The sequence below is a fragment of the Cupriavidus sp. DL-D2 genome (assembly GCF_039710735.1).
Lineage (GTDB): Bacteria > Pseudomonadota > Gammaproteobacteria > Burkholderiales > Burkholderiaceae > Cupriavidus.
In genome coordinates, this window is sequence record NZ_JBDKXK010000086.1 from 1 (window position 1) to 23,834 (window position 23,834).

A 23,834-nucleotide genomic window follows, 5' to 3' on the forward strand; every position below is an offset into this window, starting at 1 on the left:
GGGCGGGACGTTACGCTGAATTCAATGTGCTGAGAACGGGGTGTTCGTCATATGTGCGACGAAGGATCAAAGAAACTGCAAAATCAATTTATTGCGATGTGCGCAGAAAAGCGGATGTTGAGGAATATCTGACGCTTTTACGCTAGCACCGCTTGCAGCCGATCTTGGGGCCGCAGGTCGGCGAGCTCAAAAGACTTCGTACTTCGGTTGCAGCAGCATGTCAAAAAACGCCATGATGTGTTCGGGCAACGGATCCTTGTCTTCTAGAGCATCGTTCCAGGCATTGGCCAGCTCGCGGTCTTGTGCAGTGAGTGGTGCAGTTGGTGACACAGTTGCAGTGGCGTCCACTGTGGATGCCACCCCCGCGTTTTGCTCTGCACTAAATCTGGTCGCCAATTCGTTGGCGTCAACGATCGACTGCCTGAGCGCCTTGGTCTCGGACTCCCATCGCTCCCTCCGTTCGGCGTGCCGCACCATGATGCCGTTAGTCAGCCTGATCGACACTGACGCGTCATCGAAGCTCACCGGATCCCCCGATAGCTTTTGCGCAACCTTAGTGATCAGGTAAGCCTCATATTCCTGCACAGCTTGGCGATTCGTCAGTCTGATAAAGCGTTCGCGCTTTGCAAATTCCGCGGCGCCGGTCGCTTCCATTTCCTGGAACTCGGCAGACCGATGGCGAGCCGCCAGCCAGCGAATGAACACCTTCCTTCGCGCATGCACGTTCACACGATTTCTGTTGATTGGCACGAGTTCGCGATAGGTGCTTACCAACTCAGGAATTGTATAGGGCTGGTCACGGCGGGACTGCGGGACCTCGAAGACGGTCTTCTGATACTGATCGGGAGATTTCTTTAGCCCATCCTCGAATTCCGTTACCTTGCGTTCAATGCGCGTCTCCACAAGCTTGTCGGCAGCCAGAACAACGCTTGGCGCTTCCGTCTCAGTGCTCATGGCCTCTGTCAAACGCCCTTCACAGCCCGCCAGCAACGTCGAAGCCAAAAGGAACACGCCTACCAGTCTTGTGTGGATGTTGGACTTGGCCATCGATTCGCGCTCCGCTCCATGTGTGACTGAACAATCGGCGTGGAACTCGAAACTGGCCTTGCACGTCCCGCGCCTGCGGGCTGCACCTTACGCCGACTTCATTGGCGTGGGAACGGGCAATTCGGCATGTTTGCAACGGATAGAACAAGAAGCTGATAAATCAATTTATTGCTATATACGGAGGCTTTTTGAATGGGTAGTCGGCATTAACGATCGATTCACTCAGGCGCCACCGCGTACGGATGCGCCGCCACGCGCATCGGCGGTTCGGCAAGTAGCGCCAGGATTTCGTCGCGGAGTTCATCGGCGAGCGGGCTGTTTCGTAGTCGCTCTTGGCCGCCTCGGAGCGGAACACCTCGATATTCCAAAGTACGTCAGGGTCCCCGTCTTCGCGGAGGATGATGAATCGATCCGAGGCACCGGACTTCACCATGCCGGCGGTGGCTAGTTCGAACAGTTTGTCGCCGGCGCCTGGCCTCGCACGCATGCGGATGATGTAAGAAGGTTGATCCTGGAAGGTCATGGCGGTCTCCTACTTCAGTAGTTTCGCGGTTTCGTTGCCTTCGGTGCGGCCATCGGGCCAGCGGTGCAGATAGTCGAAGACTTCCGCCTGTTGGACATCCACGATCTGCCCTGCTTTCAGGCTGGGAACAAAGCGCGGATCGCTGCGCAGCATGCCCTTGATCTGCTCGCCCGTCCATTCCATCACCTCGACCCACATGAATTCCCGTCTGTCGTCTGTCGTGGCAAACGGCGCCTTGACCAGCAGCAGTTCACCAGGCGACAAGCCACCCTGGAACGCTTTCTGAAGTGCGGGGAGTTGCAGACGCGCACGCTCGCTTGCCTCGCGCAATGCGTTGTTGGGGCGCACGCCGATCACTTCATCGGGTTTTGCGCCGAACACTGCCTTGACGAAATTGGTTTGGCGTTCGGTTGTGCCGCTGCCTGGATAGGTGTCGAAGTTCAGCGCGACGATCGTGTTGTCCGGGTCGCCCTCTTCCGCACGGGCTTCGATCAAGCGCACGCTGCCTTGCCCGCTGCCACCGGCAAGAACGGCTTCGCTCAGACGCTTGCGCGCCGATGAATGGCGGAACGCCGAGATCCTGAATTCGACCAGGCGCTTGTCATTGGCCGGTCCGCTTTCCACCAACTGCTGCCCCACGCTGCTCATGGCGGTGCCCAATGGGGTATTCAACGACCACACCGTATCGTTGATCACCAGATCGGGAAGACCGAACTTTGCCATGCCGAGAGAAATCACGCGTGTCGGGCCGTCATTGTTGTACGCGTGATAAACGATGTGGCGCGCGACGTCGGGGATATCGCCCTCCCATGTCTGCAGTCGTGACGACTCCCATGCCTGGGGGGTGAATGCCTCGCGTGTTTCCTCGTCCCAGATAATTGCCTGCCCTTGCCGCGCCAGTTCCGCGACAAACGCTTCGGCGCGTCGCAAGCGGGTGATGGCCTGACTGCCCGGATGCGCGAACGTCAGGAAGACGGCGCGTGGTGCCTTCTGCAGTGCCTGCGCTTGCTCCCGCGTCAGGCCCCGTCCAAAGTATCGAAGCGATTCGAGCGAAGGCGGCGCGGAATCACGCGCGACGTTCCGACTATCGACGATGTGCAGCAAGGCTGTGTCATACGCGGCCTTGCCGGGCTTCTCCACGACCTGCATCGCGAACCTTGGGTCTGCGGCCAGCGATCGCGCGGCCCTGGCCGGGTCTGCCGATGGCGGCGACAGGTAGTACAGGGCGACAGAGAACGTGACGACCTGGCGTTGCCAGCCCTGTGCCGATAATGGCTGGCCCGGTGTGGCGTAAGTCTGGCTGGTAAAGAAAAAGACCAGGAGCAGGAGGATACTGCGAACGCGTTTCATCTTTTTATTCGGTTCAAGGTCGGACGTGGCCGCCGGGCCACGCAACATCCATCTCAATCGGCGTCGCGCACCGATGGCTCCCACAGCATCTCGCCCAGCGGACGGCGCTGGCGCCAGCCTTCCTGTTCCAGCATGGGTGCGTCGTAGAACGCGGGGACCGGCCCGATGCATAGCAGCCCGAACGGTGTAGCACCGTCAGGGAGAGCCAGTTCTTGCGCGAGGGCATCGGGATCGAACATCGAAACCCAGCCGAGGCCGAGATTCTCTGCGCGGGCGGCGAGCCAGAGGTTTTGCACAGCGCAGGCGGCGGAAGCCCATGCCATTTCGCGCGGCATGCTGCGGCGGCCGAAGACCGTGCCGTCGTCGGGCGCGAGGATGACGGCGAGCAGTTCGGCACAGTCGCGGATGCCTTCGACCTTGAGCCGAAGAAATTCCCCGGCGCGTTCGCCAAGGGCCTGCGCCGTGGCCTGCCGCTCTGCCTCCACGAGCGGGGCGAGGCGTGTACGCCATTCCGGCGTGCTCAGGCGCATGAAGCGCCACGGTTGCATCAGGCCCACCGAGGGTGCCTGGTTCGCGGCATGCAGAAGCCGCTCCAACTGCGCGTCGGGAAGCCGCGGCCCGGGTGTGAAGTGACGGCAGTCGCGCCGCAACGCAATCACGCGGTAGATGGCATCGCGTTCAATGTCGCCGATCAGAGTGGCGGACCCGGTGGTTTCCATGGTTGAGCAGGTAGCGGAGGCATGTCGTTGTAGCACAGGTAGTGCGCCAGTGACCATGCGTGCGCTTGCGGGTCAAAGTTACAAGCACCGGTAAGTTTTTGGCGTGCGCAACGTCGCGCCAGCGTGAAGGCGCCCGCGCGGACTTGCAGCGCGCGCTGGTACGGAACGTGCGCAGGGGGTGGATTCAACCTGACCACAGTGGAGGTCCCATGCCCAACGATCCGTACGATCCCAATGACATCAATCCGTCGGACCCGCAGCAACGCTTGCGGGCCGACTCCCGGCAGCTGGCACAGGACCTGGACGACCTGCTGGCCAAGCTGCCCAACCTGACGGGCGACGCCATCGAGTCCGCCAAGCAGACGTTCCTGACCAAGGCATCGCAAGGCTCGGACAAGCTGGCGTCGATCAAGTCGTCGGTGACCGATAGCTACGCACGCGGACAGGAGTGCGTGACGGAATACGTCCACCAGCAGCCGGTGCGTGCCGTCGGCATGGCGCTCGGCATCGGCTTCCTGCTTGGCGCCCTGCTCTGCCGGCCGTCCAGTCGCGGCTATCACGACTGAACGACGACTGACCGCTGAACGCGCTTAGTAGTTCAGCACGACATTGAGCATCGCTACGCGCGGGTTGCCCACAGGCAGCACATTGTTGTTCAGCCCGCCCGCGTAGTAAGCCTTGTCGAACACGTTCTTGACGTTGAACGCTGCACGCCAGTGCCGGGCGGTATAGCCGAAACCGAGGTCGGCCACGGCATATCCCGGCACCGTGTAGTTGAAGCTGTAGCCGCGCGTGGCGCTCTCGCCCCGCACACCGGCGCCGACGAACCAGCCGGCCAGTGCACCGCGGAAACGGTACTGACTCCACACCGAGAAGCTGTGGCGCGGCACGGCGTTCAGTGACTTGCCGACGTTCGCAGCAGTCGTATCGTCCGTGACTTCGCTCGCGATATACGCATAGGCACCGGTCACGCTAATGCCATTGCCAAAGTCCTGCATCACCTCGAACTCGAAACCCCGGCTGCGCTGTTCGCCCACGGCGACGCTGAACCCTGTGTTGATCGGATCGCTGCTCAGCACATTGCGGCGAGTCAGGTCGAACGCTGCCAGCGTCACGAGCCCAGCCTTGCCCGGTGTGTCGAATTTCACACCCACTTCGTACTGCCGGCCTTTCTCGGGCTTGAACGAGTTGCCGCTCACGTCGGTGCCCGCATTGGGCAGGAAGGACGTGGCGAAGCTCACATAGGGTCGCGCCCAGTGCGTGAGGTCATACATGACTGCGGCACTGCCGGAGACCGCGTTGTCATCGGTATCGACGCGTGAGTTGGTCAGATGGTTGCGCGATGCGGTGCGCGCCGATTCGTAGCGCAGGCCGCCGGTCAGCGTCCAGCGATCGGCCACGCGGACCTGGTCGCGCGCATAGAGGCCGACGGCGTTGAGCGTGTCGTTGGAATCGGTGCTGAAGTTGGTCGGGCAGTTGATCGCCGCACCATACACCGGGTTGTACACGTTCAACGCTCCCACGCGGCACGTCTTCTGCAGACGATCCTCGTTCGTATGCCGATAGTCGATACCAAACGTCAGGCTGTGCTGATGGCTGGCGAATGCGAACGTCTTCTGCACGTTGGTGTCCACGCCAAAGCTATCGCCCTTGAAGCTTTGCTGCGTGCCGCTGCGCGCCATCGTCTGGCTGTTTACCGCCATTGCACCCGCCGTGACGAACATCCCCGTCAGCGACGACGTCTGGTAACGCAGGTTCTGGTTGACCGCCCAGCCCGAATCGAAGCGGTGCGTCAGCGCGTATCCAATCCGGTTCTGCTCGCCGTCATACGGCGTGGCATTCGGCTCGCCGATGAAGCGCGAGTTCGGCACCACGCCGTTGATGTTCGACACCAGCGTGCCATTGACCGGCAGGCCCTGCTGGCGAATATAGTGGCGCTCGTTGTGGCTGGCGAGAATCGTGAAATCCGTACGCTCGCCAAAGTCCAGCGTCAGCGACGGCGCCACATAGCGGTTGCGATACCACACGTAGTCAGTGGGATCGTCGCTATCCATGGCCAGCGCGGTCAGGCGGAAGGCCGCCTTGCTGTCGGGCTTGAGCGGCGTGCCCACGTCGGCGGTGACCTGCCGGAGTCCATAGTTGCCCACGGTCAGGCCCAACTCGCCGAACAATTCCGGACGCGGCCGCTTGGTCACCATGTTGACCAGGCCACCCGGCTGCACCGCGCCGAACAGCACCGAGGCCGGGCCCTTGAAGACTTCGACGCGCTCCATGCCGAACACTTCCTGCGCCACGCGGTTGTTCGTGTCGACGAGCAGGCCATCCGCGAACAGCGATTCCGACGCCCGCTGGCCGCGGATGATGAAGTCGTCCCATCCGCGACGGCCGTAGGTATTGGTCGATACCCCCGCCGAGTTCTGCAGCACGTCACTCAGGTTCTGCGACTGCTGGCTGTCCATCAGGTCGCGCGTGATCACGGTGATTGACTGCGGTGTGTCGGCCACCGCCTCGTTGGACTTGGTGACGCCGGCCGGACGGCGCGTAGCGAAACCGACATCGACATACGGATCGGTGGCGGCCTTGACCGTGACGGCGGGCAGCGAAGTCACGTTATCGGCTACTGGCTCCTCGGCGGCCATGACAGGCACGACGGGCAGCGTGAATGAAGCGGCAACCAGCGTGCGGGCTGCAATAGCGAGAGGACGGCGGCGGAAAGACATCGAATGCGGCAGGATGCGGGAAAACCCGCAGTCAGGAGGAGGAAGGGCCGCATACTAATTGAGAATTATTTCTATTTGCAGTCACCCGTGTCTGTTTGTCGCTTTATCGATACAAGCCCGCCGCGCGATCTCAGCGCACCGGGCGTTTAATAAATTTGAATGACTATGACACCGATAGCCGACTTTGGGCGGGGAGCCCGTCGGTATAGTGCTGCACACGGACAGCGCAGCAGAGGACGAAAGGCAACAGCCACGCCGAAGCCCTGGCCACCACCCTTCAAACCAATTGAACCCAACTAACCGTTAGCAAGGCAGCGAGCCATGACCCGCCCCCAACACAGCCACCGTGACGCCCACCATCTGAAGATGGCCGCCTACGCATTCGCGGCCGGGTTCTCCTCGCATGCGCAGACCTCGTCGGCGCTGGGCCTGCTCACCGGCACGCTGGCGGTTTGCACGCTGGCTGCGCAAGCCATCGCGCCGGGCGGCTTGCGCATCCCGGCGCTGGTGCGTTGAATCAACCCGCCACGGAATCCGACAGGCGGTTGCCGTTTTCCGGTTCCGCTTCCTCGTCGGGCCAGTTACGGCCCACCATCCACTCGTAGAGCGTAGGCAACACGATCAGCGTCAGCATCGTGGCCGTGATCAGGCCGCCGATGATGACGATGGCCAGCGGGCGCTGTGTTTCCGAACCAATCGCACGCGAGACGGCCATCGGGAACAGACCCAGCATGGCGAGCATCGCGGTCATCAGCACGGTGCGCAGGCGATCCATCGAACCGGTCAGCACGGCCTGCCGCACGGACAGCCCTTCACCGCGTAGCTGATTGAAGTACGTCACCATCACCACGCCGTTCAGCACGGCCTGCCCGAACAACGCGATAAAGCCGATGGCCGCCGACACCGACAGCGGAATACCCGTCAGGAACAGCGCGAACACGCCACCGATCAGCGCGAACGGAATGTTCGAGATGATCAGCGCCGCGCTCTTGAACGACTGGAACGCATTGAACAGCAGCAGGAAGATCACCAGCACCGACAGCGGCACCACGATCGACAGACGTGCCATGGCGCGTTCCTGATTCTCGAACTCGCCCGACCAGCTGATCTTCACATCCTCGGCATTGACGTTCTTCTTCACCAGCGCCTGCATGTCTTTCACCACGCTACCCATGTCGCGGTCGTGGATGAAGATGCCGATCGACGTGGTGCGCTGGCCGTTCTCGCGGCTGATGTTCATGGCACCAGACGCCGTGCGGAACGTCACCAGTTGCGACAACGGCACCTGCGCGCCTTCGGCGGTCTGCATGAAGATGTTCGGCAGGTTCGGCAGTTCGCGCTCGTTCGGCTTCAGGCGGATCACTACACTGAAGTGCTTCTCGCCCTCCCACAATTCGGTGGCAGCCTTGCCGGCCAGTGCGCTCTCCATCAGGTCCTGCACATCGGCCACGTTGATGCCATAACGGGCGGCCTGGGCACGATCGAATTCCAGCACGTACTGCGGCAGTTCCCCGTCACGGTCGATGAAGGCGCGCATCACGCCCTTCACGGACTGCACGTTGGCCAGGATCTGGTCGGCCACTGCCTTGTTGTGTTCCAGGCTGTCGCTCTGCACCTTGATCACGATCTGGCCCTTGATCTGCGAGATGCTCTCCAGAATGTTGTCGCGCACCGGCTGCGAGAAGTTCGGCTCGATGCCCGGCAACTGTCGCAGGTTGTGATTGATTTCCTCGATGATGCGGCGCTTGGTGAACCCATCGCGCCACTGCTTCTCGCCCTTCAGGTCCACCAGGATTTCTACGGTGTTGATCAGCTTGGGATCGGTGCCATCGTCCGGGCGGCCCACCTTCGAGATCGTGGTGTTCACCTCGGGCGTCTTGCGGATCACGGTACGCAGCATGCGCGCCTGCTCGCGGGCTTCGGTCAGGGAGACCGAGGCCGGCAGGTCGAAGCTGACCCACATCGAACCCTCGTCGAGTTCGGGCAGGAATTCGCTGCCGAGGAACTTGCCCACACCCACCGTGGCCACCAGCAGGCCCAGCGCGACACCAACCACCTTCTTCTTGTTGTCGAGCGCCCAGCGCAGCATCGGCTCGTAGAGCCGCTTGCAGTGACGCACCACGAAGTTGTCCTCGTGCGCGATGTTCTTCTTCAGCAGCAGGTGGCACAGCAGCGGCACCACGGTCAGCGACAGGATCAGCGAGCCGATCAGCGCGCCCGTCACCGTGTAGGCCATCGGCGCGAAGATCTTGCCCTCGTGGCGCTGCAGCGTGAAGATCGGAATGTGCGCCGCGATGATGATCACCATCGAGAACACGGTAGGACGCCCCACTTCGGTCGTGGCCTGCAGGATGGCATCGAGGCGCGCACGGCTGTCCTTGATCTGCTGTTCCTTCAGTTCGCCCAGACGCTTGAAGATGTTCTCGACGACGATCACCGCGCCGTCGACGATGATGCCGAAGTCCATCGCGCCGAGCGACAGCAGGTTGGCGGGAATGCCAACCCACGTCAGGCCGATGAACGTCGACAGCAGCGACAGCGGAATCACCAGCGCCACGATGGCCGCCGCGCGCACGTTCGCCAGGAACAGGTACAGCACGGCCATCACCAGCAGGGCACCTTCCACCAAGTTGCCGAATACCGTGTGCAGCGTCTTGTCGATCAGCGTGGAGCGGTCGTAGTACGGCACGATCTTCACGCCCTTGGGCAGGATCTGCGAGTCGAGCAGTTCGATCTTCTGCTTGAGCGCCTCCAGCACCACCGACGGGTTCTCGCCCTTGCGCATCACCACGATGCCGGACACGATATTGTCCTCGTCATCCTGGCCCATCAACCCCTGCGGCGGCGCAGCACCTACGCGCACCTCGGCAATGTCCTTCACCAGAATCGGCGTGCCGTTGTTCTCGGCCACCACTACGTTGGCGATATCCGCCGAAGTACGGAAACTGCCCAGCGAACGCAGCAGATATTGCTGGCGGCCATACGTGACGGCACCGCCGCCCGCATTCGAGTTGCCGCGCTGCAACGCCGTGAACAGTTGCGCCATCGAGATCTTGGCGTCGCGCATGCGGCCAAGGTTGGGATTCACCTCGTACTGGCGCACCGATCCGCCGATGGTCACCACGTCCGCCACACCCGGCACCTGACGCAGGTTCTTCTCCACGACCCAGTCCTGCAGCGTGCGCAGTTCCTGCGGCGTATAGCCCTTGCCGGCCAGACGGAAGCGGAAGATTTCGCCGATGGCCGTAGAGAGCGGCGCCAGTTCGGGCTGCACGCCATCGGGCAGGTCAACGGCGCGCAGGCGCTCGATGATCTGCTGGCGCGCGGTCACGTCCGTGGCCTTGTCGTTGAACGTCACCATCATGAACGACAGGCCGAACTGCGTGTGCGAGAACACGCGCACGGAATTCGGCGTACCGGCCAGCGCCGTTTCGATGGGAATCGTGACCTGACGTTCCACTTCCTCCGCGGCGCGGCCTGGGTACAACGTGATCACGTTGACCTGGATGTCCGACACATCGGGAAACGCCTCGATTGGCAGGTTCTTGAAGGCGGCAAGGCCGCCGGCGACGAAAATAATGAGGCCGAGCCAGACGAACAGCTTCTGGTGCAGCGAGAAATGAACGATTCGGGAAATCATGTATCTGTCGTCCCCGCCTTACTTCGCCGACGCACGCGCGTTGTTCACGGCCGTGGCGTCGCGCAGGATGTCCTGCAGATACAGGTTGCCGTCGGTGATCACCACATCGCCGGCAGACAGCCCCGACACCACTTCGGAGGTGCCCGGCATGGTCACGCCCAGCTTGACTTCGCGACGCTCGAACACGATCGGTGCAGCAGACTTGCGCACGAACACGTAATTTTTGTTGTCCGCCAGGAAGATGGCCTTTGCCGGCACCGAGATCCCCTGGAACGACGCGGCCTGCACCTTGGCCGTCACGTACATCTCGGCTTTCAGCCTGCGGTCGGCATTGGGCACCGACAGTCGCACCTTCACACTGCGCGAGGCCGGGTCCACATAGTCGGCGATCTTGACCACGGTGCCCTTGAACGTTTCGCCGGGATACGCGGCACTCGCCAGTTGCACCTCGATACCCGGCTTGAACAGGCCGAGATCGGCTTCGGCGGCGTCGAGTTGCGCCCACAGCGTGGTGGGATCGGTGATCAGGAACAGCGGTGCGGTGGGTTGCTGGTCGGGGCGCACTTCCATGCCCGGATTGATATTGCGTTCCACCACCAGGCCGTCGATGGGGCTGCGCAGCGCAAAGCGCTGGTTCACCGCGTCGCCGCCCGCACCGTACATGCGCAGCGCGGCCTGCGTGCGCTGCGTATCGGCCGAAGCGCGCGCGCTGTCGGCCTGCGCCTGTTCGAAATCCTTCTGCGAGATGATGCCGGCGTCGTAGAGTTCGCGCTGGCGGGCCAGCGACTTCGACGCCACGGCACTGTCGGCGGCGGCCTTGCGTGCATCGGCTTGCGCGAGACCGAAGTCCGGCGAGGTCAGCATTGCCAGCGGCTGGTTGGCTTTCACCGTGGCGCCGGGCTGCACGAGGATTTCCATCACGCGGCCCGTGAACGGCGTGGCCACGCGCACCGTCTTGTCCTCGTTCCAGACCAGACGCCCTGGCATCTGCAGCATGCGGTCACCGCCGCTCTGCACAGGCTGGCCTACGATGCCGGCGAGCGTCTTCACGCTGGCCGGGTAGGAAATCGTCTGGCCCGAGATCTTCGGATCGTCATCGTTCTCGGGGGCTTCCTTCTTGCCGCAGCCCGTCAGGGCAAGCGTGCACAACGCCACCACGGCGGCCATTCGTACCGCAGCGATACGAGTCAGACGGAAATCGCTGGAAATACGCATATCAAGGGCGCGACGCATCGGTACGAACCTGGGGAAGCTTGTTGAGATCGGAACTGGTAGCTTGCAGCGCCGTGAGATAGGCCGAAAGGGCCTTGGCATAGTTGCCTTGCGCCTCGAGTGCATCCACCCGGGTCTGACGCAACGCGCGGCGCGCGTCGAGCAGATCCAGCACGCCGCTGGCGCCCTTGGTATAGGCAAACTCGGCACTATTGGCCACGCTTTCGGCAGCGGGCAGTACGGATTCGCGCATCTGCTGCAGCGACGCGCGGGCCGCTTCGAGCTGGGCACGCAGCCGGCCGATGTCGTTCTGTGCTTCGAGCAGGATGCGGTTGCGGTCGTCGAGTGCCGCGTAGTAGTCGACTTCCGCGCGGCGTGCCTCGCCACCATAGCTATGGCGCACGAACAGCGGGATCGACACGAACGCGCCGTAGCTGTTGCCGCTGCCCGTGGTATTGGCTTCGGAAATCGGATAGTGCTCGTACTGAACGCCTACGGTCACATCAGGCACCCGGCCCGCACGGGCGAGGTCGCGCTGCGATGCCGCAGCCGCCAGCCGCGCTTCGGCGGCGGTCACATCGGGCCGGCGCTGGAGCACTTCGGGATCGACCGGCGGCACGGGCGCGTCCGGCGCCGGCCAGTCCGCCACGAGGCGGTTGTCCATCAGCGTGCCGGGCACGCCCATGGCGGCGGCCAGTGCGGCCTTGTCACTGGCGTGATCGGCCAGCGCGTTGCGCAGGTCGCTCTGCGCGCGCAACGTTTCAAGCTGGAGCTTGGTCACATCGGCGCGCGATACGTCGCCCGACTTGAGCCGCGTTTCGTTGGCCTGCTGCGTCCGTCCGTAGAGGCCAACCATTTCGGTCAGCACTTCCACGCGCGTCTGGCTGACCAGCGCCTCGTACCACGCCTGATCCACGCTGCCGAGCTGCTGGGCCACGATGGCCTGGGTCTGCTCGCCCGCAGCAACACTGGCCTTGCGCGCCGCGTCGGTACGCAGATTGCCCTTGTTGGCGGTTTCGATGACCTGATCCACGCGCACCGTGGAGTCCACGGTCTTGCTGCGCCAGTTGCCAGCCCCCACGCCCAGATGCGGGTTGATGTTCGCCACACCCAGGCTCAGCACCGGGTTCGGTCGTTGCGAGGCAATCTGGATATCGGCCTGACTGGCCTCTTCGCTACGGCGCGCGGCAATGATGTCGCGGTTGCAGCGCAGGGCATCGAGACGAGCCTGCGAGAGTGTCAGGGCGGCCTTGGCGGGCGGCGGCACACAAGGGCCATCCGGCGGCATTGGCTCGCTGGCCGCGTGGCCCGCGCTGGCCGCCAGGGCAAGCAGCGTTACCGCGGCAGCTTTGGAAACAACAGAAAAATGCACGATCAATCAGGCTCGATTCGCTAGCGGTCTGCAGTAAACGACCGTGCCAACCGAACGGTGCACCGGGCATGAGACTTTTTATGATTCTGGCCGCCCGGGACACGCGGCCTGCCCGAAGGCGGATGCGCACGATCTCCCACGCGCATTTGATCCCAACGTGATTTCAAATGGCTTACATATTCACGCAAGCCACCGCAATTTCTGCGAACCGTCCGGTCAGGGAAAACACCGATTGGCGGCGCGGGCCCTGCCGTCGCCAAAGGCTTGCCGCGCCACTTTTTGCAGGATTCAAAGCATGCGAGCGGTTTCCGCTGCGGCCACGATGCGTTGCGCGCGATCGAGCACGGGGCGGTCCACCATCTTCCCGTCCACCGCAATCGCGGCACCGTTCGACGCGGCAGCCTGCTGCACCACCCGCTTCGCCCAGGCCAGTTCCTCGGCGCTCGGCGCCAGCCCCGCGTGGACCCCTTCGATCTGGTTGGGATGAATCAGCAGCTTGGCGCCAAAGCCGAAACGCCGGCCGCGCGCGGTATCCGCCGCCAGCGCCTGCGCGTCGCCAATGGCCGTGCACACCCCATCGACAGGCGCCGGCAGGCCGGCCGCCCTCGAATGCATCACCAGCGCACTGCGGAATGCGTGCAGCGGCAGATCGTCATCGGCCACATCGAGGTCGAACATCAGGTCGATGCTGCCAAACAGCAGCCGCGTGACGCCGGGGGCGCGAGCTACTTCGTGGAGGTCCGCAAACCCTGCCGCACTCTCTAGCAGGGCGTGGCAAGGAATGTCCGGCAGCGTCTTGCGGAGCGCGGCCAGCGAAACCGCGTCTGCCTTGGGCAGGACGATGGCCTGCACATGTTGCATCGCGCAAAAATCGAGATCGTCCGCAAAATACGCGGTATCGGCACCATTCACACGCAGCAGCAACGCCACGCCTGCGGCGTCGGCCTGTGCCTGCAACGGTTGCCAGGGCGCCGTCAGGCCATCGCGCGCAGTGGCCTTGGCATCGGGCGCCACGGCGTCTTCCAGGTCGACGATCACGGCATCGGCGCCCGCCGCAATGGCCTTGCCAATGCGCTCTGGGCGCGATGCGGGGACGAACAGATAGCTGCGGGGCACGCGCGCTGCTTTTTTCGTGGAAGTCATCGCGCGTCCTCAGACCACGCCATCGGTATGCAGGCGCGCGATCTGCTCGGCGCTGTAGCCAATCTCGGCCAGCAGGGCATCGGTATGCTGGCCGACTGCCGGCACCGCGTCCATGCGGGCATCGGTCAGGCCGGGCGGCAACAAGGCGGGTACGCTGCCTACCGGTGTCTCGATCTGGCGCCAGCGATTGCGCGCCGCCAGTTGCGGATGATTCCAGACGTCGGCCATGGTGTTGACGTTGGCATTGGCGATGCTCGCCGCCTCCAGGCGTTCCACCACCTCGGCTGCAGTCAATCGACTGAACGCCTCGACGATCCGTGCGCGCAACTGCGCACGGTTGGCGCTACGCAGGCTGTTGGTGGCAAACGGCGCATGCGTGGCCAGTTCGGGTTCCTGCAGCACCACCTTGCAGAACATCGCCCATTCGCGCTCGTTCTGCAAACCCAGCATCACGGTCTTGCCGTCGCCGGTCGGGAACGGGCCATAGGGATAGATCGTGGCGTGCGCCGCCCCGGCGCGCGGTGGCGGCTCGGCGCCGTCGAACGCGTAGTACATCGGAAAATTCATCCACTCGACCATCGATTCGAGCATCGACACGTCGATGCACTTGCCCCGGCCGGTCTGCCCCCGCTCGATCAGCGCCGCGAGGATGTTGCTATAGGCATACATGCCGGCGGCGATATCCGCCACGGAGGCACCGGCCTTGACGCCCTCTTCCGGCGTGCCGGTCACCGACACGAAGCCCGATTCGCTCTGCACCAGCAGGTCATAGGCCTTCTTGTCCCGATAGGGGCCATCGGCGCCATATCCCGAGATATCGCAGACGATCAGGCGCGGATAGCGTTTCGACAGCGTGTCATAGTCCAACCCCAGCCGGGCCGACGCACCGGGCGCCAGGTTCTGCACCAGCACGTCGGTGGTCTCCAGCAGCGCGGCCAGCACCGGTGCGGCATCGGGCGCCTTCACGTCCAGCGTCAGGCTCTCCTTGGAACGGTTGGTCCAGACAAAGTGCGACGACATCCCGCGCACGCGGCCATCGTAGGCACGCGCAAAATCTCCCGGGCCGGGACGCTCGATCTTGATGACGCGCGCGCCCAGATCGGCCAGTTGGCGCGTGCAGAACGGCGCGGCAATGGCCTGTTCGAGCGAGAGTACGGTAATGCCTTCGAGCGGTCTGGACATGGCGGTATGCGGGGCGTTGTGAGCTTTCACGATGCCGCCAATCTACCCGCCAGTGCCGGCCCTGTGAACTTGGCTTTGCGAAAGGGGGCATAAACGGATTCGATAGCCTGCCCCTCCGAATGACACCTCATCACCCGTGCGCCCCGCGACCGACACCACATCGGTAGTTTCCCGAATGTCTGCCCGATGTCCGCGTATCATCGCAGGCTTGGCTGCGCCCCCCGCCCCCACGTTCAACCCGCCGATTCACGATGCCTGACCATTCGCTGCTCTCCGCCCTGCTCATCTTCGGACTCGGAGGGCTGCTCGGCGGCGTGGGAGGCCTGTTCGGCATCGGCGGCGGACTGATCGCGATTCCGGCGCTGGGCCTGCTGTTCGGCATGGACCAGCAACTGGCGCAGGGCACCTCGCTGGTCATGATCGCGCCGAATGTGCTGATCGGCTTCTGGCAATACCGCAAGCGCGCCGATATCGAACTGAAGACCGCGCTGATCCTTGGCCTCTCCGCCGTCCTCGCCACCTATCTCTCCGCCAAGGTCGCCACGTCGATGGACGCCGTACTGCTGCGCCGCATCTTCGCGCTGTTCATGATCGGCATGGCGATCTACTTTCTCTGGCGCCTGCTGCCCGGCAAATCCGTCACGCAACAACAGGCGCGTGTCTCCACCGCGTGGATTCCAGCGGTCGGCGTGGTCGGCGGCGCGTTCTCGGGATTCTTCAGCGTCGGCGGCGGCGTCGTGGCCGCGCCCGCGCTCGTCGGCCTGTTCGGCATGCGACAGGCCGCGGCACAGGGACTCGCCCTCGCATTGGTGACCCCAGGCGCAGTCGTGGCGCTGTTCACCTATGCCCAAGCCGGACATGTGGACTGGTACGCAGGCATTCCGCTTTCGCTCGGCGGCATGCTGACCATTTCCTGGGGCGTCGCCCTCGCCCACCGCATGCCCGAACGCCGCCTGCGCGCCGCGTTTGCGGTGTGTCTGATTGCGACGGCGGTGGTGATGCTGGTGCGGGGTTAGTTCGGCCGCCGAAACACCAGACTAAAGTTATTCGCCGGCATCGCCACCGGTTCATCGCAAGTCAGCCCTTGTGCCGCGCCAAGCGCGACGACGGCTTCCATATCCCGCACACCCCACTCTGCATCGGCAAGGCGTAGCTGGCGGTCGAATGCTTCGTTGGTCGGTGCGGTGTGGGCGTCGTGCCGCCGATACGGACCATAGAGGTAGAGCACGCCGCCCGGTGCGAGTCGCTTGCCGGCGCCGGCGAACAGTGCTTCGGCGGCGGCCCAGGGGGCGATGTGGATCATGTTGATGCAGACGATGGCGTCCACGCGATCGATGACGCCCGGTGCGGCCCATGGTTCGCGGCGGACGTCGATGTCCAGCGGCGTGGGCACGTTCTGCAGTTGTGCGTGGGCGGTCCACGCGGCGATGGATTCGCGGTGCGTGGCATCGGGGTCGCTGGGCTGCCAGGTCAACGTCGGCAGCGCCTTGGCGAAATGCACCGCGTGCTGTCCCGTGCCGCTGGCGATCTCCAGCACCGTGCCCGAAGCCGGCAATGCCTCGCGCAATACGGCCAGGATGGCCTCGCGGTTGCGGTCGGTGGCGGGCGCCATGCGGCGCGCGTTGAGGTCTGCGGCGGGCTGGGTCATGCATTCTCCTTGGGGGTCGGTCTCGCGATGCGTCCGGATGACGACGGCGCACAGGCCACAGGTTAGCAGCACCTGGGTCTCTGCGGCGTCAGCCACCGCGCGGCTGCGCTACACTCGCCGTCTGCCTGTTGCCTGCCTGTTTACAGACCTTGCCCACCTACACGCTTGCCGCCCCGGTTCACGCCGAGATCGAGATCCGCAAGAGCCGCTTCATCGCGCTGGCCGTGCCGGTTCCCGATCGCGATGCGGCCATGGCCGTGATCCATGACCTGCGCACCACCCACCCCACCGCCACGCATGTCTGCTGGGCGCTGCTGGCGGGTGGACAGTCGGGCATGTCCGACGACGGCGAGCCCTCGGGCACCGCCGGGCGGCCGATTCTCGAAGTGCTGCGTCATCACGACCTCGACGGCGTGCTCGCTGCCGTGGTGCGCTACTACGGTGGGGTCAAGCTGGGTGCAGGTGGATTGGTGCGGGCCTACACCGATGCCATCGCCGGTGCGCTCAAGGATGCGCCGCGCGTCGAGCGCATCGCGTTTGCCACGCTGGCCGTGCTGGTGGACTATGCCGACGAGCCGCGCGTGCGCCGCTGGATCGATCAGGCCGCTGCGGACAATTGCTCGCTGATCGATACGGAATACGGCGCGCTGGCGAAGCTCGTTATCCGGCTGCCGGTCACTATGCGCGAATCCGCCATCGCAACGCTACGCGATGCCACGCATGGACGCGCGGCATTTCCGGATGCCGAGGCATGAGCGCAGCAAAGGAAATCGCACACGATGGCGTGGACGACTGCGAATACATCGCCCACCTGCTGCCCGCCAACACCCGGTTTGCAGCGCCGGCGTCCCTCAGCCTGCTCGAAGCGGCGTTGCTCGAAGGATTGCCGCTGCCCAACTCCTGCCGCAATGGCACATGCCGCGCCTGCCTGAGCAAGCTCCACGCGGGCAGCGTCCGGTATCGGATCGAATGGCCGGGCCTGAGCCTCGACGAGAAGGAAGACGGCTACATCCTGCCGTGCGTGGCGTGTCCCACGAGCGACGTCACATTCGAGCCCGTCGGCACGCGTTGAATCACGCGGGATGTTGGCCGCTGACCGAAAAAAAACGCAGCGCGATTTTCAGGGCATCGGGGCCGGACAGGTCCGAGAACGCCTGCCCCGGCGTGCCGCCGCTCCACGCGTGGCGCAAGCCCTCCACCCGGACCAGCCTCAGGTACGGTCTCTCCCCTGCCTGCCAGTCGAATACATCCACCGCGCGCCGCGTGCCACGCCGCACGCGCCTGGCGGGCTGTGCCTCGGGCTTTGGCATTCCAGCGGGTGTCAGTTCCAGCCACATGGCAGCCGTGGCCGCGGCGTTGTCGTAGGTGACCACGTTGTCTTCGTCGCCATGCAATAGCAGCAACGGCGGCGCGCGGCGGCCGGCCAGTGCCACCTTCGCCGCGAGGAGGTCGGGACCGCGTTCGCCGCGCATGGCCTTGCCGGCCTGCGTCGCGTTCAATGCGCTGTAGGGCGCGGCGCCCGAGTGGGAGCCGATGGCGGCAAAGCGGTCGGGGTGGTTCAGTCCCAGCATCGTTGCCATGGCGCCACCCGCCGAGAGACCGAATGCGCAGACGCGATCCGCTACGACGGGATAGCGTCGGATAACGTGGTCGATCATCGCCATCAGCAGCGCGGTTTCGGAGGCGCCGCGCACCGTGGGTCGGAACCAGTTCCAGCAACGCTGGTGATTGGCGTGCGACGACTGTTCGGGCATCAACACCACCCAGCGCGCATCGCGGGCAACGGTCGCCACGCGCGTGCAGGCGGCAAAGCTGGCCGCATCCTGGCCGCAGCCGTGCAGCAGCACGAGCAGCGGTGCGGGCCGGGCCACGGTGACGCCGGGCGGCACGAACACGCGGTAGCGGCGTTGTGCCAGGCGCCCAATGCCGAGGCCGAAGCCCCACTGTCCTTCCTCCCAGGCCCCGCCGCCACGGCTGACCGGTGCCCGGGCAGGCGTCACCACGCCGGTCAGCGCCTGCCGGGCTGCCTTGCCGACCGCCTCGCCCACGGCCTTGCTGACCGACTGGCTTTGCTTCTGCGCGGCCCGCATCATCGGATCGGTCACCGTGCGCGCCATGGTGCGCTGAAGCTGGCGCGCACCGCGTGTCGCCTGCTTGCTCAACGTCGTCCACAACTTCATGCCACCGGTGCGCCGCTTCATGCCGATCAGCCCTTTCGTTTCGTGCTGTCACACATCCGTTGCGATGATGCACGAGTATGGCGGGCAATTGTGTCAGCTTCTCGCGGACGCCGGTGTCAGAACGCGCCGCGCAGGGCCAGTTCGGCACCGAGCAGCAGCAAGCCACAGAAAAACAGCTTGCGGAACCGTTCGGCACTGATCCGGTGCCGCAGCCACTGGCCGAGGAACATGCCGCCCAACGCGGGTACCAGCGCCAGCGCCGACGCGCCCAGCACCGGCGTATGCAGCAATGCGCCGCCCAGCGCCAGGCTCACAGCCAGGGCAATCGTCGAAACCGTGAAGGACAGCCCCAGCGCCTGCACCATGCTTTCCTTGTCGAGCCCCAAACCCTGCAGATAGGGCACGGCGGGAATCACGAACACCCCGGTCACGGCCGTGATGGCGCCGGTCACCAGCCCGGCCAGCGGCCCCATCCAGCGCTCGGCACGCGGCGGCACCGTCAGCTTGACCGCCGCCAGTCCGAGCACCCCGTAGGCGATTAACGCCACGCCCAGTGCGTTGGTCGCATGCGCCATCAGCTTGGCGGGCACCAGGGCCGCGCAAACCCAGGTGCCGACGCAGATCGTCACCAGCAACGGCCACAGCCGCCGGACAAGTTGGCCAAAGCGTGGCCCGCTGAACAACTGCACGACGTTGGTCACCATCGAAGGCGCCACCAGCAGCGCGGCAGCCTGGGCCGGCGGCATGACCAGCCCGAGCAGCCCCACCGCTACCGTGGGCAGGCCGAGACCCACCACGCCTTTGACGAATCCGGCCAGCAGGAAGGTCAGCCCGATAAAGGCGATCTCGTGGCTCGCTTGCAGCATGGTCATGCGAATCGGCTCCCTGTATCAGTGTTCGTGCGCGTCGTGGGCAGCCCGGCTGTCGGCCGGCGCTTCGTCACGCTCGTTCAGGCCGTAGTCGCGCAGCACCTGTGCCACGCGCAGCCGATAACCGGCGAAGACGCCGCCGCGCCCGGCAGCCTGCGCCTGGCGATGATCGAGCGTGTTGCGCCATGTCATCACCGCTGCCTCGTCGCGGAAGAACGACAGCGAGAGCAGCTTGCCCGGCGTGGTCAGGCTCTGGAAACGTTCAACGGAAATAAATCCGTCGATGGCCTCCAGCGTCGGTTTCAGATGAGCGGCGATATCGAGATAGGCATCCTGCCGGCCCGGTGCGGGCTCGACTTCAAAGATCACGGCAATCATCGGGGGCTCCTTCGTTATAGGTATGGTTATGGGTATGCGTAGTCGTCACTGGAACTGCGGAATCCGCGCGTTGACCGAGGGACGATAACGCAAGCCAGGCAATAGCCGTTCGGGCCGCACGCCCCGGTCCAGCAGCGCCTGAACCGTAGACGCAGCCAGCATCTGGGCCAGCGCAGCGCCGGGGCAGCCGTGGCGACCGGTGCCGAATGTCCATGGCCGATCCTCGGCAGGTCCAGCGCCATCGGGATCATGCGCTGCGGCGGCCAGCAGCACCAGTATGGTGTCGCCGGTGCGCAGCGGTTGGCCGCCAATGATGGCATCGGCTGCCATGAAACGGCGCGTGTTCTGCACTGGGGGATCGTCGTGAGCAACTCGGGCGACGCGCGCATTGATATTGTCGCGCGCGGATGTAGGCTCGCGCCCGAGCGCCACCAGCGTGTTGCCGACCAACCCCGCCGTGGCTTCGCACGCCTGGATCATCAGGCCAACGGCATTGGCGATCCACTTCGGCGGCGCGATGTCGGCCAGCGCGGCGTCCTGGCGCAACGCGGCGAGCAGACCATCGTGGGGCGCCGCATCTGCGCACTGCTCGACGTTCCGGGTCAGCCATTGCGCGGCCACGTTGCCGGCTTCCACATCGGCTGCGGAGGCGAGTGGCGACATGGCTGCCGCATAGGTCGCCACGAACCCCGCCATCCGCGTGGATACGTGGCCGTCCTCGTCGTGATGCAGCGGGAGTCCCAGCGTGTCCGCCACAGCGAGCACCGGCAGCGTGAACATCCAGCGCATGGCTTCGTGCGCATCGTCCGACGTGGCGCGCGGCAAGGCAGCCGCCAGTTGCTGCGTCCTCACATGCACGCGATCGAGGTCGAGCCGCATCAGCCGTGCCATCACGATGCCCTTGAGCGCGGCATGCGCGGGCCCATCGTTCATCCGGATCAGCCTGCCGAACAGTTCGCCAGCCGCTGCCCCGGCCAGTGCAGGTGGCACCGCCTGGCCAACCGGCCGTACCCGGGCATCGGAATGGCCGAGCACCTCGGCCACGGCGGCGGCACTGGCGGCCACCCAGAGTTTCAGCGCGGGATCGAAGTGGAATGGCCGTGACTGCGCGAGCTGCCGGTAATACGGATAGGGATCGGCATGGGTAACAGCGGCAATGGGATCGGCGGGCAGCATGGGCGGGGCGTCGATGAAGAATGCACCCATGATCCCAGCATCGGCCCGCCCAATGCTTCGGCATGTCATGAAATATCGAATGTATTCGGGCGCTGCCGCATACCGCCGCGTGGGCCATGCCATCCGAAAGATTGGAGTGGGCATACCATCGCGTAATAGCGGGCGGGACGCGCCGGACCTACTATCAAGTCACCTCTTCGTGAGGACCATCCTCCCTCCGTTGCGCCCGCTCTCCCCGGCGGGCGCTCTTTTTTTTTGCTGCGCAATGGAAAGGGGGCCTGCGCTATGATCACGCGCTTCCCCCAAGACCTGGCCACCGCCGCGCACTCCCCGTGATCCTCGATTCCAAGGCCGCGCTTTCCGTCACCCGTACTGCCACCCTTTTCGCCGCGCTCCTGGCGTTTTCCGCCGTGGCACACGCCAACGACATCGCCTGCGATGCACCGGCCACACCCGCCAGCCGCATCATCTGCGAACACGCGCTCTTCTCGATGGGCTATCAGCGCATCTACAACGACCAGCAGCGCCTGCTGCAGGCTGGCGTGATCTCACAGGCCGATATCGACGGCTTTCGGGCGCGGCGCGACAAGTGCGATACGGCGGCGTGCCTCGATACGGTGTTTTCAGCATGGAAGCAACATCTGGTGGACATCGGCGCCAGCAAGGCGCTGCGAGGCAAGCCGACAAAATAAGGAACACGGGAACCTGATTCCCGCATGAGCCATATCAGACTGTGCAGAGAATCGGGTCTGGTATCCTGCCACGCATTTCCCCCGGCCCGGACGCTCATGAGCAGGCTTCGCCTCTGGTTCTTCATGTTCTGTGTGGTCGCGCTCGGGATCTGCGGGCCGGTGGCCCTTACCACGTGGTTATCGCATGCGTTTGCCGAGCAGATGTTCCGGCAGCGTGTGGACCAGTTCACCGAACGGGCGCTCCAGCGTGTGGAAGCCGTGGCGCGCGATGCCATCGCCGCCGCGCAATCGGCCGATGCATTCACAGGCCACACGTGCAGCGCCGCCCATCTCGACGCCATGCGCGCGTCAGACCTCCAGCATCGCTACGTCCGGCAAATCACGTACCTCGATGACGGGCGCTTCCTCTGCGCGTCGTCGTCGCTCCCTGGCGCCCTGCGCGGTATCGAAGACCAGTCGCGGCCATGGACCCCGCTACCCGAACTCGGCACCAGCTACCGTCCCGCCGGGGCAGCGCTGACGCAGCCCACCATTCAGTTCCGCGTGGGCCGGCACGTGGCGGTGGTCGACGCCCAGTTCTTCATCGACATCGTTCCGCTCGACGCGCACATCCGCCTTGGCATGATCGACACCGGCACGGGCAACGTCGTGGCGGCGTGGAGCGATACCGAACAGGCCACGTTGCAGCGGGCCTGGTCCCGGCAACTCGACGGGCAGGTTCAGGAGGGACGATACCTCGACGTCAAGGCCTCGCGCAGCCTGCCATTCGCCGTGGTGGCCTACGAGCCGTCCGTCGAACTGAACGAGACCTGGGCGCGACTCCTCTATGCCAGCGTACCTTTGGCGCTTGGAGTGAGCGCGCTGGCCACCTGGCTGATGCTGCGCTGGGGCCGGCGCCTGAGCAGCCCGGAACATGCGCTGCGGGGGGGCATCCGGCGCAAGGAATTCTTTGCGGTCTACCAGCCCGTGATGGCGTTGCAGTCCGGTCACTGCATCGGCGCCGAGGCGCTTGTGCGCTGGCGCCTGCCCGACGGACAGATCGCGATGCCCGACAACTTCATTCCCATGGCGGAAGCGACGGGCACCGTCCACGCCATCACCCGCTGCATGGTCGAGGCCGTGCTCGCGGATCTGGGCGCGCAGCTGGCCGCGGATCGCAGCCTGCATATCTCGATCAACCTGTCCCCCGAGGATTTCCGCCGGGCCGATACGCTGCCCTTCCTCACGGCAGCGCTGCAGCGCAAGGGCATCCGCGCGCAGCAACTCTGGATCGAGGTCACCGAGCGGGGCTTTGCCAACGACGCGGCCTGCCGCGAGGCCATCGCCGCGTTCCGCCGCGCCGGGCATCCGACATGGATCGACGACTTCGGCACCGGCTATTCGAGCCTGGCCTACCTGCAGGATCTGGATGTAGACGGCCTCAAGATCGACCGCGCGTTCGTGGAGTCGATGACCACCGACGGCCCCACGCGCGGCGTCGGCCCGCACATCATCGAGATGGCGCGGGCGCTGGATATCCGCATGGTGGCCGAAGGCATCGAGACCGAGACGCAGTGTGCGGTTCTGCAACAGCGCGGCGTGCAGTATGGGCAGGGCTGGCTTTTTGGCCGACCCATGCCTGTGGCGGACTTCATCGATTTCTTCCGCCGGCGCGGGCGGCAGGAGGCCGGCAGGGAAGTCACCGCGGACTGATCCGCACAAGCACAGTCCATCTCCGCGGTTCCGTTTTCACACTTCGGCCTTATACTCGCCGGTTCCAATCCGGACCCATGGCACACGTCAAGCGGCCTGATTGGCATGGCACCAAATCGGGGACAGTACCGGTGCCGTGGGCAGTCAGGCACCAGGTTCATGAATATGCCGACCGGCCAACACGGCGGCAACACAATAACAACAAGCAGGAACAAGGTATTTTTTGGGGCGCAGGAAATCGCCTTCTGGTGGCGCGGCGGAGTCGGCAGCGCGCGACCGACAGGCGACGGG

22 protein-coding genes are annotated in these 23,834 nt (G+C 64.6%); 7 read left to right on the plus strand and 15 right to left on the minus strand.

The window, feature by feature from the left end:
* Positions 1 to 186: 186 nt before the first annotated feature.
* The 4 genes from ABDB81_RS27985 to bluB all read right to left on the minus strand — a co-directional run bounded on the left by ABDB81_RS27985 (position 187) and on the right by bluB (position 3,639).
* Positions 187 to 1,047 carry a hypothetical protein gene (locus tag ABDB81_RS27985; protein WP_346814160.1) on the minus strand — a complete coding sequence of 287 codons (861 nt, stop codon included), beginning with the start codon at positions 1,045 to 1,047 and terminating at the stop codon, positions 187 to 189.
* 160 nt (positions 1,048 to 1,207) lie between these two features.
* The gene (locus ABDB81_RS27990; protein ID WP_346814161.1) at positions 1,208 to 1,570 is read right to left on the minus strand and encodes a hypothetical protein; all 363 of its coding nucleotides are present in this window, start codon (positions 1,568 to 1,570) and stop codon (positions 1,208 to 1,210) included.
* Between the two features lie 9 nt (positions 1,571 to 1,579).
* Positions 1,580 to 2,920: a DUF2314 domain-containing protein gene (locus tag ABDB81_RS27995; RefSeq protein WP_346814162.1), complete on the minus strand. Its 1,341-nt coding sequence runs from the start codon at positions 2,918 to 2,920 to the stop codon at positions 1,580 to 1,582.
* 53 nt (positions 2,921 to 2,973) lie between these two features.
* Positions 2,974 to 3,639: a 5,6-dimethylbenzimidazole synthase gene (gene bluB, locus ABDB81_RS28000; protein WP_137926381.1), complete on the minus strand. Its 666-nt coding sequence runs from the start codon at positions 3,637 to 3,639 to the stop codon at positions 2,974 to 2,976.
* Between the two features lie 209 nt (positions 3,640 to 3,848).
* Between bluB and ABDB81_RS28005 the strand changes: the two genes are divergently transcribed.
* Positions 3,849 to 4,205, plus strand: a complete 357-nt coding sequence (locus tag ABDB81_RS28005) for a DUF883 family protein (protein ID WP_137926380.1) — start codon at positions 3,849 to 3,851, stop codon at positions 4,203 to 4,205.
* A gap of 24 nt (positions 4,206 to 4,229) precedes the next feature.
* Here ABDB81_RS28005 and ABDB81_RS28010 read toward each other — a convergent pair whose 3' ends face one another.
* Entirely contained in the window at positions 4,230 to 6,359 is a 2,130-nt protein-coding gene (locus ABDB81_RS28010; protein WP_346814163.1) for a TonB-dependent siderophore receptor, read from the minus strand.
* A gap of 321 nt (positions 6,360 to 6,680) precedes the next feature.
* Between ABDB81_RS28010 and ABDB81_RS28015 the strand changes: the two genes are divergently transcribed.
* A complete protein-coding gene (locus ABDB81_RS28015) occupies positions 6,681 to 6,875 on the plus strand; it encodes a hypothetical protein (RefSeq protein WP_137926378.1) in 195 nt (64 codons plus the stop codon).
* 1 nt (position 6,876) lies between these two features.
* On the opposite strand, the gene ABDB81_RS28020 is transcribed toward ABDB81_RS28015, so the two are convergent.
* The 5 genes from ABDB81_RS28020 to ABDB81_RS28040 form a co-directional block, all read right to left on the minus strand.
* On the minus strand, positions 6,877 to 9,999 hold the full coding sequence (locus ABDB81_RS28020; protein WP_160474549.1) for a CusA/CzcA family heavy metal efflux RND transporter: 3,123 nt from the start codon (positions 9,997 to 9,999) through the stop codon (positions 6,877 to 6,879).
* 18 nt (positions 10,000 to 10,017) lie between these two features.
* Positions 10,018 to 11,232 (minus strand): efflux RND transporter periplasmic adaptor subunit, encoded by a 1,215-nt coding sequence (locus ABDB81_RS28025; RefSeq protein ID WP_346814164.1) that lies wholly within the window; start codon positions 11,230 to 11,232, stop codon positions 10,018 to 10,020.
* Positions 11,216 to 12,499, minus strand: a complete 1,284-nt coding sequence (locus ABDB81_RS28030) for a TolC family protein (RefSeq protein ID WP_137926409.1) — start codon at positions 12,497 to 12,499, stop codon at positions 11,216 to 11,218. The genes ABDB81_RS28025 and ABDB81_RS28030 overlap by 17 nt, the downstream gene beginning before the upstream one ends.
* 372 nt (positions 12,500 to 12,871) lie before the next feature.
* Complete coding sequence (locus ABDB81_RS28035) at positions 12,872 to 13,726, minus strand: CoA ester lyase (protein ID WP_346814165.1); 855 nt, start codon at positions 13,724 to 13,726, stop codon at positions 12,872 to 12,874.
* Positions 13,727 to 13,735: 9 nt separating this feature from the next.
* Complete coding sequence (locus ABDB81_RS28040) at positions 13,736 to 14,908, minus strand: CaiB/BaiF CoA-transferase family protein (protein ID WP_160474546.1); 1,173 nt, start codon at positions 14,906 to 14,908, stop codon at positions 13,736 to 13,738.
* A 251-nt stretch (positions 14,909 to 15,159) separates the two neighbouring features.
* Here ABDB81_RS28040 and ABDB81_RS28045 point away from each other — a divergent pair, with 251 nt between their 5' ends.
* Positions 15,160 to 15,924, plus strand: coding sequence for a sulfite exporter TauE/SafE family protein (locus tag ABDB81_RS28045; protein WP_137926373.1), 765 nt, complete (start codon positions 15,160 to 15,162; stop codon positions 15,922 to 15,924).
* On the opposite strand, the gene ABDB81_RS28050 is transcribed toward ABDB81_RS28045, so the two are convergent.
* On the minus strand, positions 15,921 to 16,556 hold the full coding sequence (locus ABDB81_RS28050) for a DUF938 domain-containing protein (RefSeq protein WP_346814166.1): 636 nt from the start codon (positions 16,554 to 16,556) through the stop codon (positions 15,921 to 15,923). The two genes, ABDB81_RS28045 and ABDB81_RS28050, sit on opposite strands and share 4 nt — an antisense overlap.
* 149 nt (positions 16,557 to 16,705) lie before the next feature.
* Between ABDB81_RS28050 and ABDB81_RS28055 the strand changes: the two genes are divergently transcribed.
* The gene (locus tag ABDB81_RS28055) at positions 16,706 to 17,311 is read left to right on the plus strand and encodes a YigZ family protein (RefSeq protein WP_137926408.1); all 606 of its coding nucleotides are present in this window, start codon (positions 16,706 to 16,708) and stop codon (positions 17,309 to 17,311) included.
* Entirely contained in the window at positions 17,308 to 17,628 is a 321-nt protein-coding gene (locus ABDB81_RS28060; protein WP_346814167.1) for a 2Fe-2S iron-sulfur cluster-binding protein, read from the plus strand. The genes ABDB81_RS28055 and ABDB81_RS28060 overlap by 4 nt, the downstream gene beginning before the upstream one ends.
* A 1-nt stretch (position 17,629) precedes the next feature.
* Here ABDB81_RS28060 and ABDB81_RS28065 read toward each other — a convergent pair whose 3' ends face one another.
* From ABDB81_RS28065 to ABDB81_RS28080, 4 genes are all read right to left on the minus strand, one after another.
* Positions 17,630 to 18,757, minus strand: coding sequence for a PHB depolymerase family esterase (locus tag ABDB81_RS28065; RefSeq protein ID WP_346814168.1), 1,128 nt, complete (start codon positions 18,755 to 18,757; stop codon positions 17,630 to 17,632).
* A gap of 95 nt (positions 18,758 to 18,852) precedes the next feature.
* The gene (locus ABDB81_RS28070) at positions 18,853 to 19,608 is read right to left on the minus strand and encodes a sulfite exporter TauE/SafE family protein (RefSeq protein ID WP_137926367.1); all 756 of its coding nucleotides are present in this window, start codon (positions 19,606 to 19,608) and stop codon (positions 18,853 to 18,855) included.
* Positions 19,609 to 19,626: 18 nt separating this feature from the next.
* Positions 19,627 to 19,983, minus strand: a complete 357-nt coding sequence (locus ABDB81_RS28075) for an antibiotic biosynthesis monooxygenase (protein ID WP_346814169.1) — start codon at positions 19,981 to 19,983, stop codon at positions 19,627 to 19,629.
* Between the two features lie 45 nt (positions 19,984 to 20,028).
* Entirely contained in the window at positions 20,029 to 21,189 is a 1,161-nt protein-coding gene (locus tag ABDB81_RS28080; protein ID WP_346814170.1) for a cytochrome P450, read from the minus strand.
* A gap of 302 nt (positions 21,190 to 21,491) precedes the next feature.
* Between ABDB81_RS28080 and ABDB81_RS28085 the strand changes: the two genes are divergently transcribed.
* Positions 21,492 to 21,851 (plus strand): hypothetical protein, encoded by a 360-nt coding sequence (locus tag ABDB81_RS28085; protein ID WP_346814171.1) that lies wholly within the window; start codon positions 21,492 to 21,494, stop codon positions 21,849 to 21,851.
* A gap of 96 nt (positions 21,852 to 21,947) precedes the next feature.
* Complete coding sequence (locus ABDB81_RS28090; RefSeq protein ID WP_160474539.1) at positions 21,948 to 23,543, plus strand: EAL domain-containing protein; 1,596 nt, start codon at positions 21,948 to 21,950, stop codon at positions 23,541 to 23,543.
* Positions 23,544 to 23,834 lie beyond the last annotated feature (291 nt).

What these genes read in the sequence shown, in the direction of transcription:
- ABDB81_RS28025 (WP_346814164.1), bottom strand. Translation starts at nt 11,232, where the DNA reads ATGCGTCGCGCCCTTGATATGCGTATTTCCAGCGATTTCCGTCTGACT.
- bluB (WP_137926381.1), bottom strand. Translation starts at nt 3,639, where the DNA reads ATGGAAACCACCGGGTCCGCCACTCTGATCGGCGACATTGAACGCGAT.
- ABDB81_RS28010 (WP_346814163.1), bottom strand. Translation starts at nt 6,359, where the DNA reads ATGTCTTTCCGCCGCCGTCCTCTCGCTATTGCAGCCCGCACGCTGGTT.
- ABDB81_RS28020 (WP_160474549.1), bottom strand. Translation starts at nt 9,999, where the DNA reads ATGATTTCCCGAATCGTTCATTTCTCGCTGCACCAGAAGCTGTTCGTC.
- ABDB81_RS28040 (WP_160474546.1), bottom strand. Translation starts at nt 14,908, where the DNA reads ATGTCCAGACCGCTCGAAGGCATTACCGTACTCTCGCTCGAACAGGCC.
- ABDB81_RS28065 (WP_346814168.1), bottom strand. Translation starts at nt 18,757, where the DNA reads ATGAAGCGGCGCACCGGTGGCATGAAGTTGTGGACGACGTTGAGCAAG.
- ABDB81_RS27995 (WP_346814162.1), bottom strand. Translation starts at nt 2,920, where the DNA reads ATGAAACGCGTTCGCAGTATCCTCCTGCTCCTGGTCTTTTTCTTTACC.
- ABDB81_RS28005 (WP_137926380.1), top strand. Translation starts at nt 3,849, where the DNA reads ATGCCCAACGATCCGTACGATCCCAATGACATCAATCCGTCGGACCCG.
- ABDB81_RS28030 (WP_137926409.1), bottom strand. Translation starts at nt 12,499, where the DNA reads ATGCCGCCGGATGGCCCTTGTGTGCCGCCGCCCGCCAAGGCCGCCCTG.
- ABDB81_RS27990 (WP_346814161.1), bottom strand. Translation starts at nt 1,570, where the DNA reads ATGACCTTCCAGGATCAACCTTCTTACATCATCCGCATGCGTGCGAGG.
- ABDB81_RS28060 (WP_346814167.1), top strand. Translation starts at nt 17,308, where the DNA reads ATGAGCGCAGCAAAGGAAATCGCACACGATGGCGTGGACGACTGCGAA.
- ABDB81_RS28075 (WP_346814169.1), bottom strand. Translation starts at nt 19,983, where the DNA reads ATGATTGCCGTGATCTTTGAAGTCGAGCCCGCACCGGGCCGGCAGGAT.
- ABDB81_RS28090 (WP_160474539.1), top strand. Translation starts at nt 21,948, where the DNA reads ATGAGCAGGCTTCGCCTCTGGTTCTTCATGTTCTGTGTGGTCGCGCTC.
- ABDB81_RS27985 (WP_346814160.1), bottom strand. Translation starts at nt 1,047, where the DNA reads ATGGCCAAGTCCAACATCCACACAAGACTGGTAGGCGTGTTCCTTTTG.
- ABDB81_RS28015 (WP_137926378.1), top strand. Translation starts at nt 6,681, where the DNA reads ATGACCCGCCCCCAACACAGCCACCGTGACGCCCACCATCTGAAGATG.
- ABDB81_RS28045 (WP_137926373.1), top strand. Translation starts at nt 15,160, where the DNA reads ATGCCTGACCATTCGCTGCTCTCCGCCCTGCTCATCTTCGGACTCGGA.
- ABDB81_RS28035 (WP_346814165.1), bottom strand. Translation starts at nt 13,726, where the DNA reads ATGACTTCCACGAAAAAAGCAGCGCGCGTGCCCCGCAGCTATCTGTTC.
- ABDB81_RS28050 (WP_346814166.1), bottom strand. Translation starts at nt 16,556, where the DNA reads ATGACCCAGCCCGCCGCAGACCTCAACGCGCGCCGCATGGCGCCCGCC.
- ABDB81_RS28070 (WP_137926367.1), bottom strand. Translation starts at nt 19,608, where the DNA reads ATGACCATGCTGCAAGCGAGCCACGAGATCGCCTTTATCGGGCTGACC.
- ABDB81_RS28080 (WP_346814170.1), bottom strand. Translation starts at nt 21,189, where the DNA reads ATGGGTGCATTCTTCATCGACGCCCCGCCCATGCTGCCCGCCGATCCC.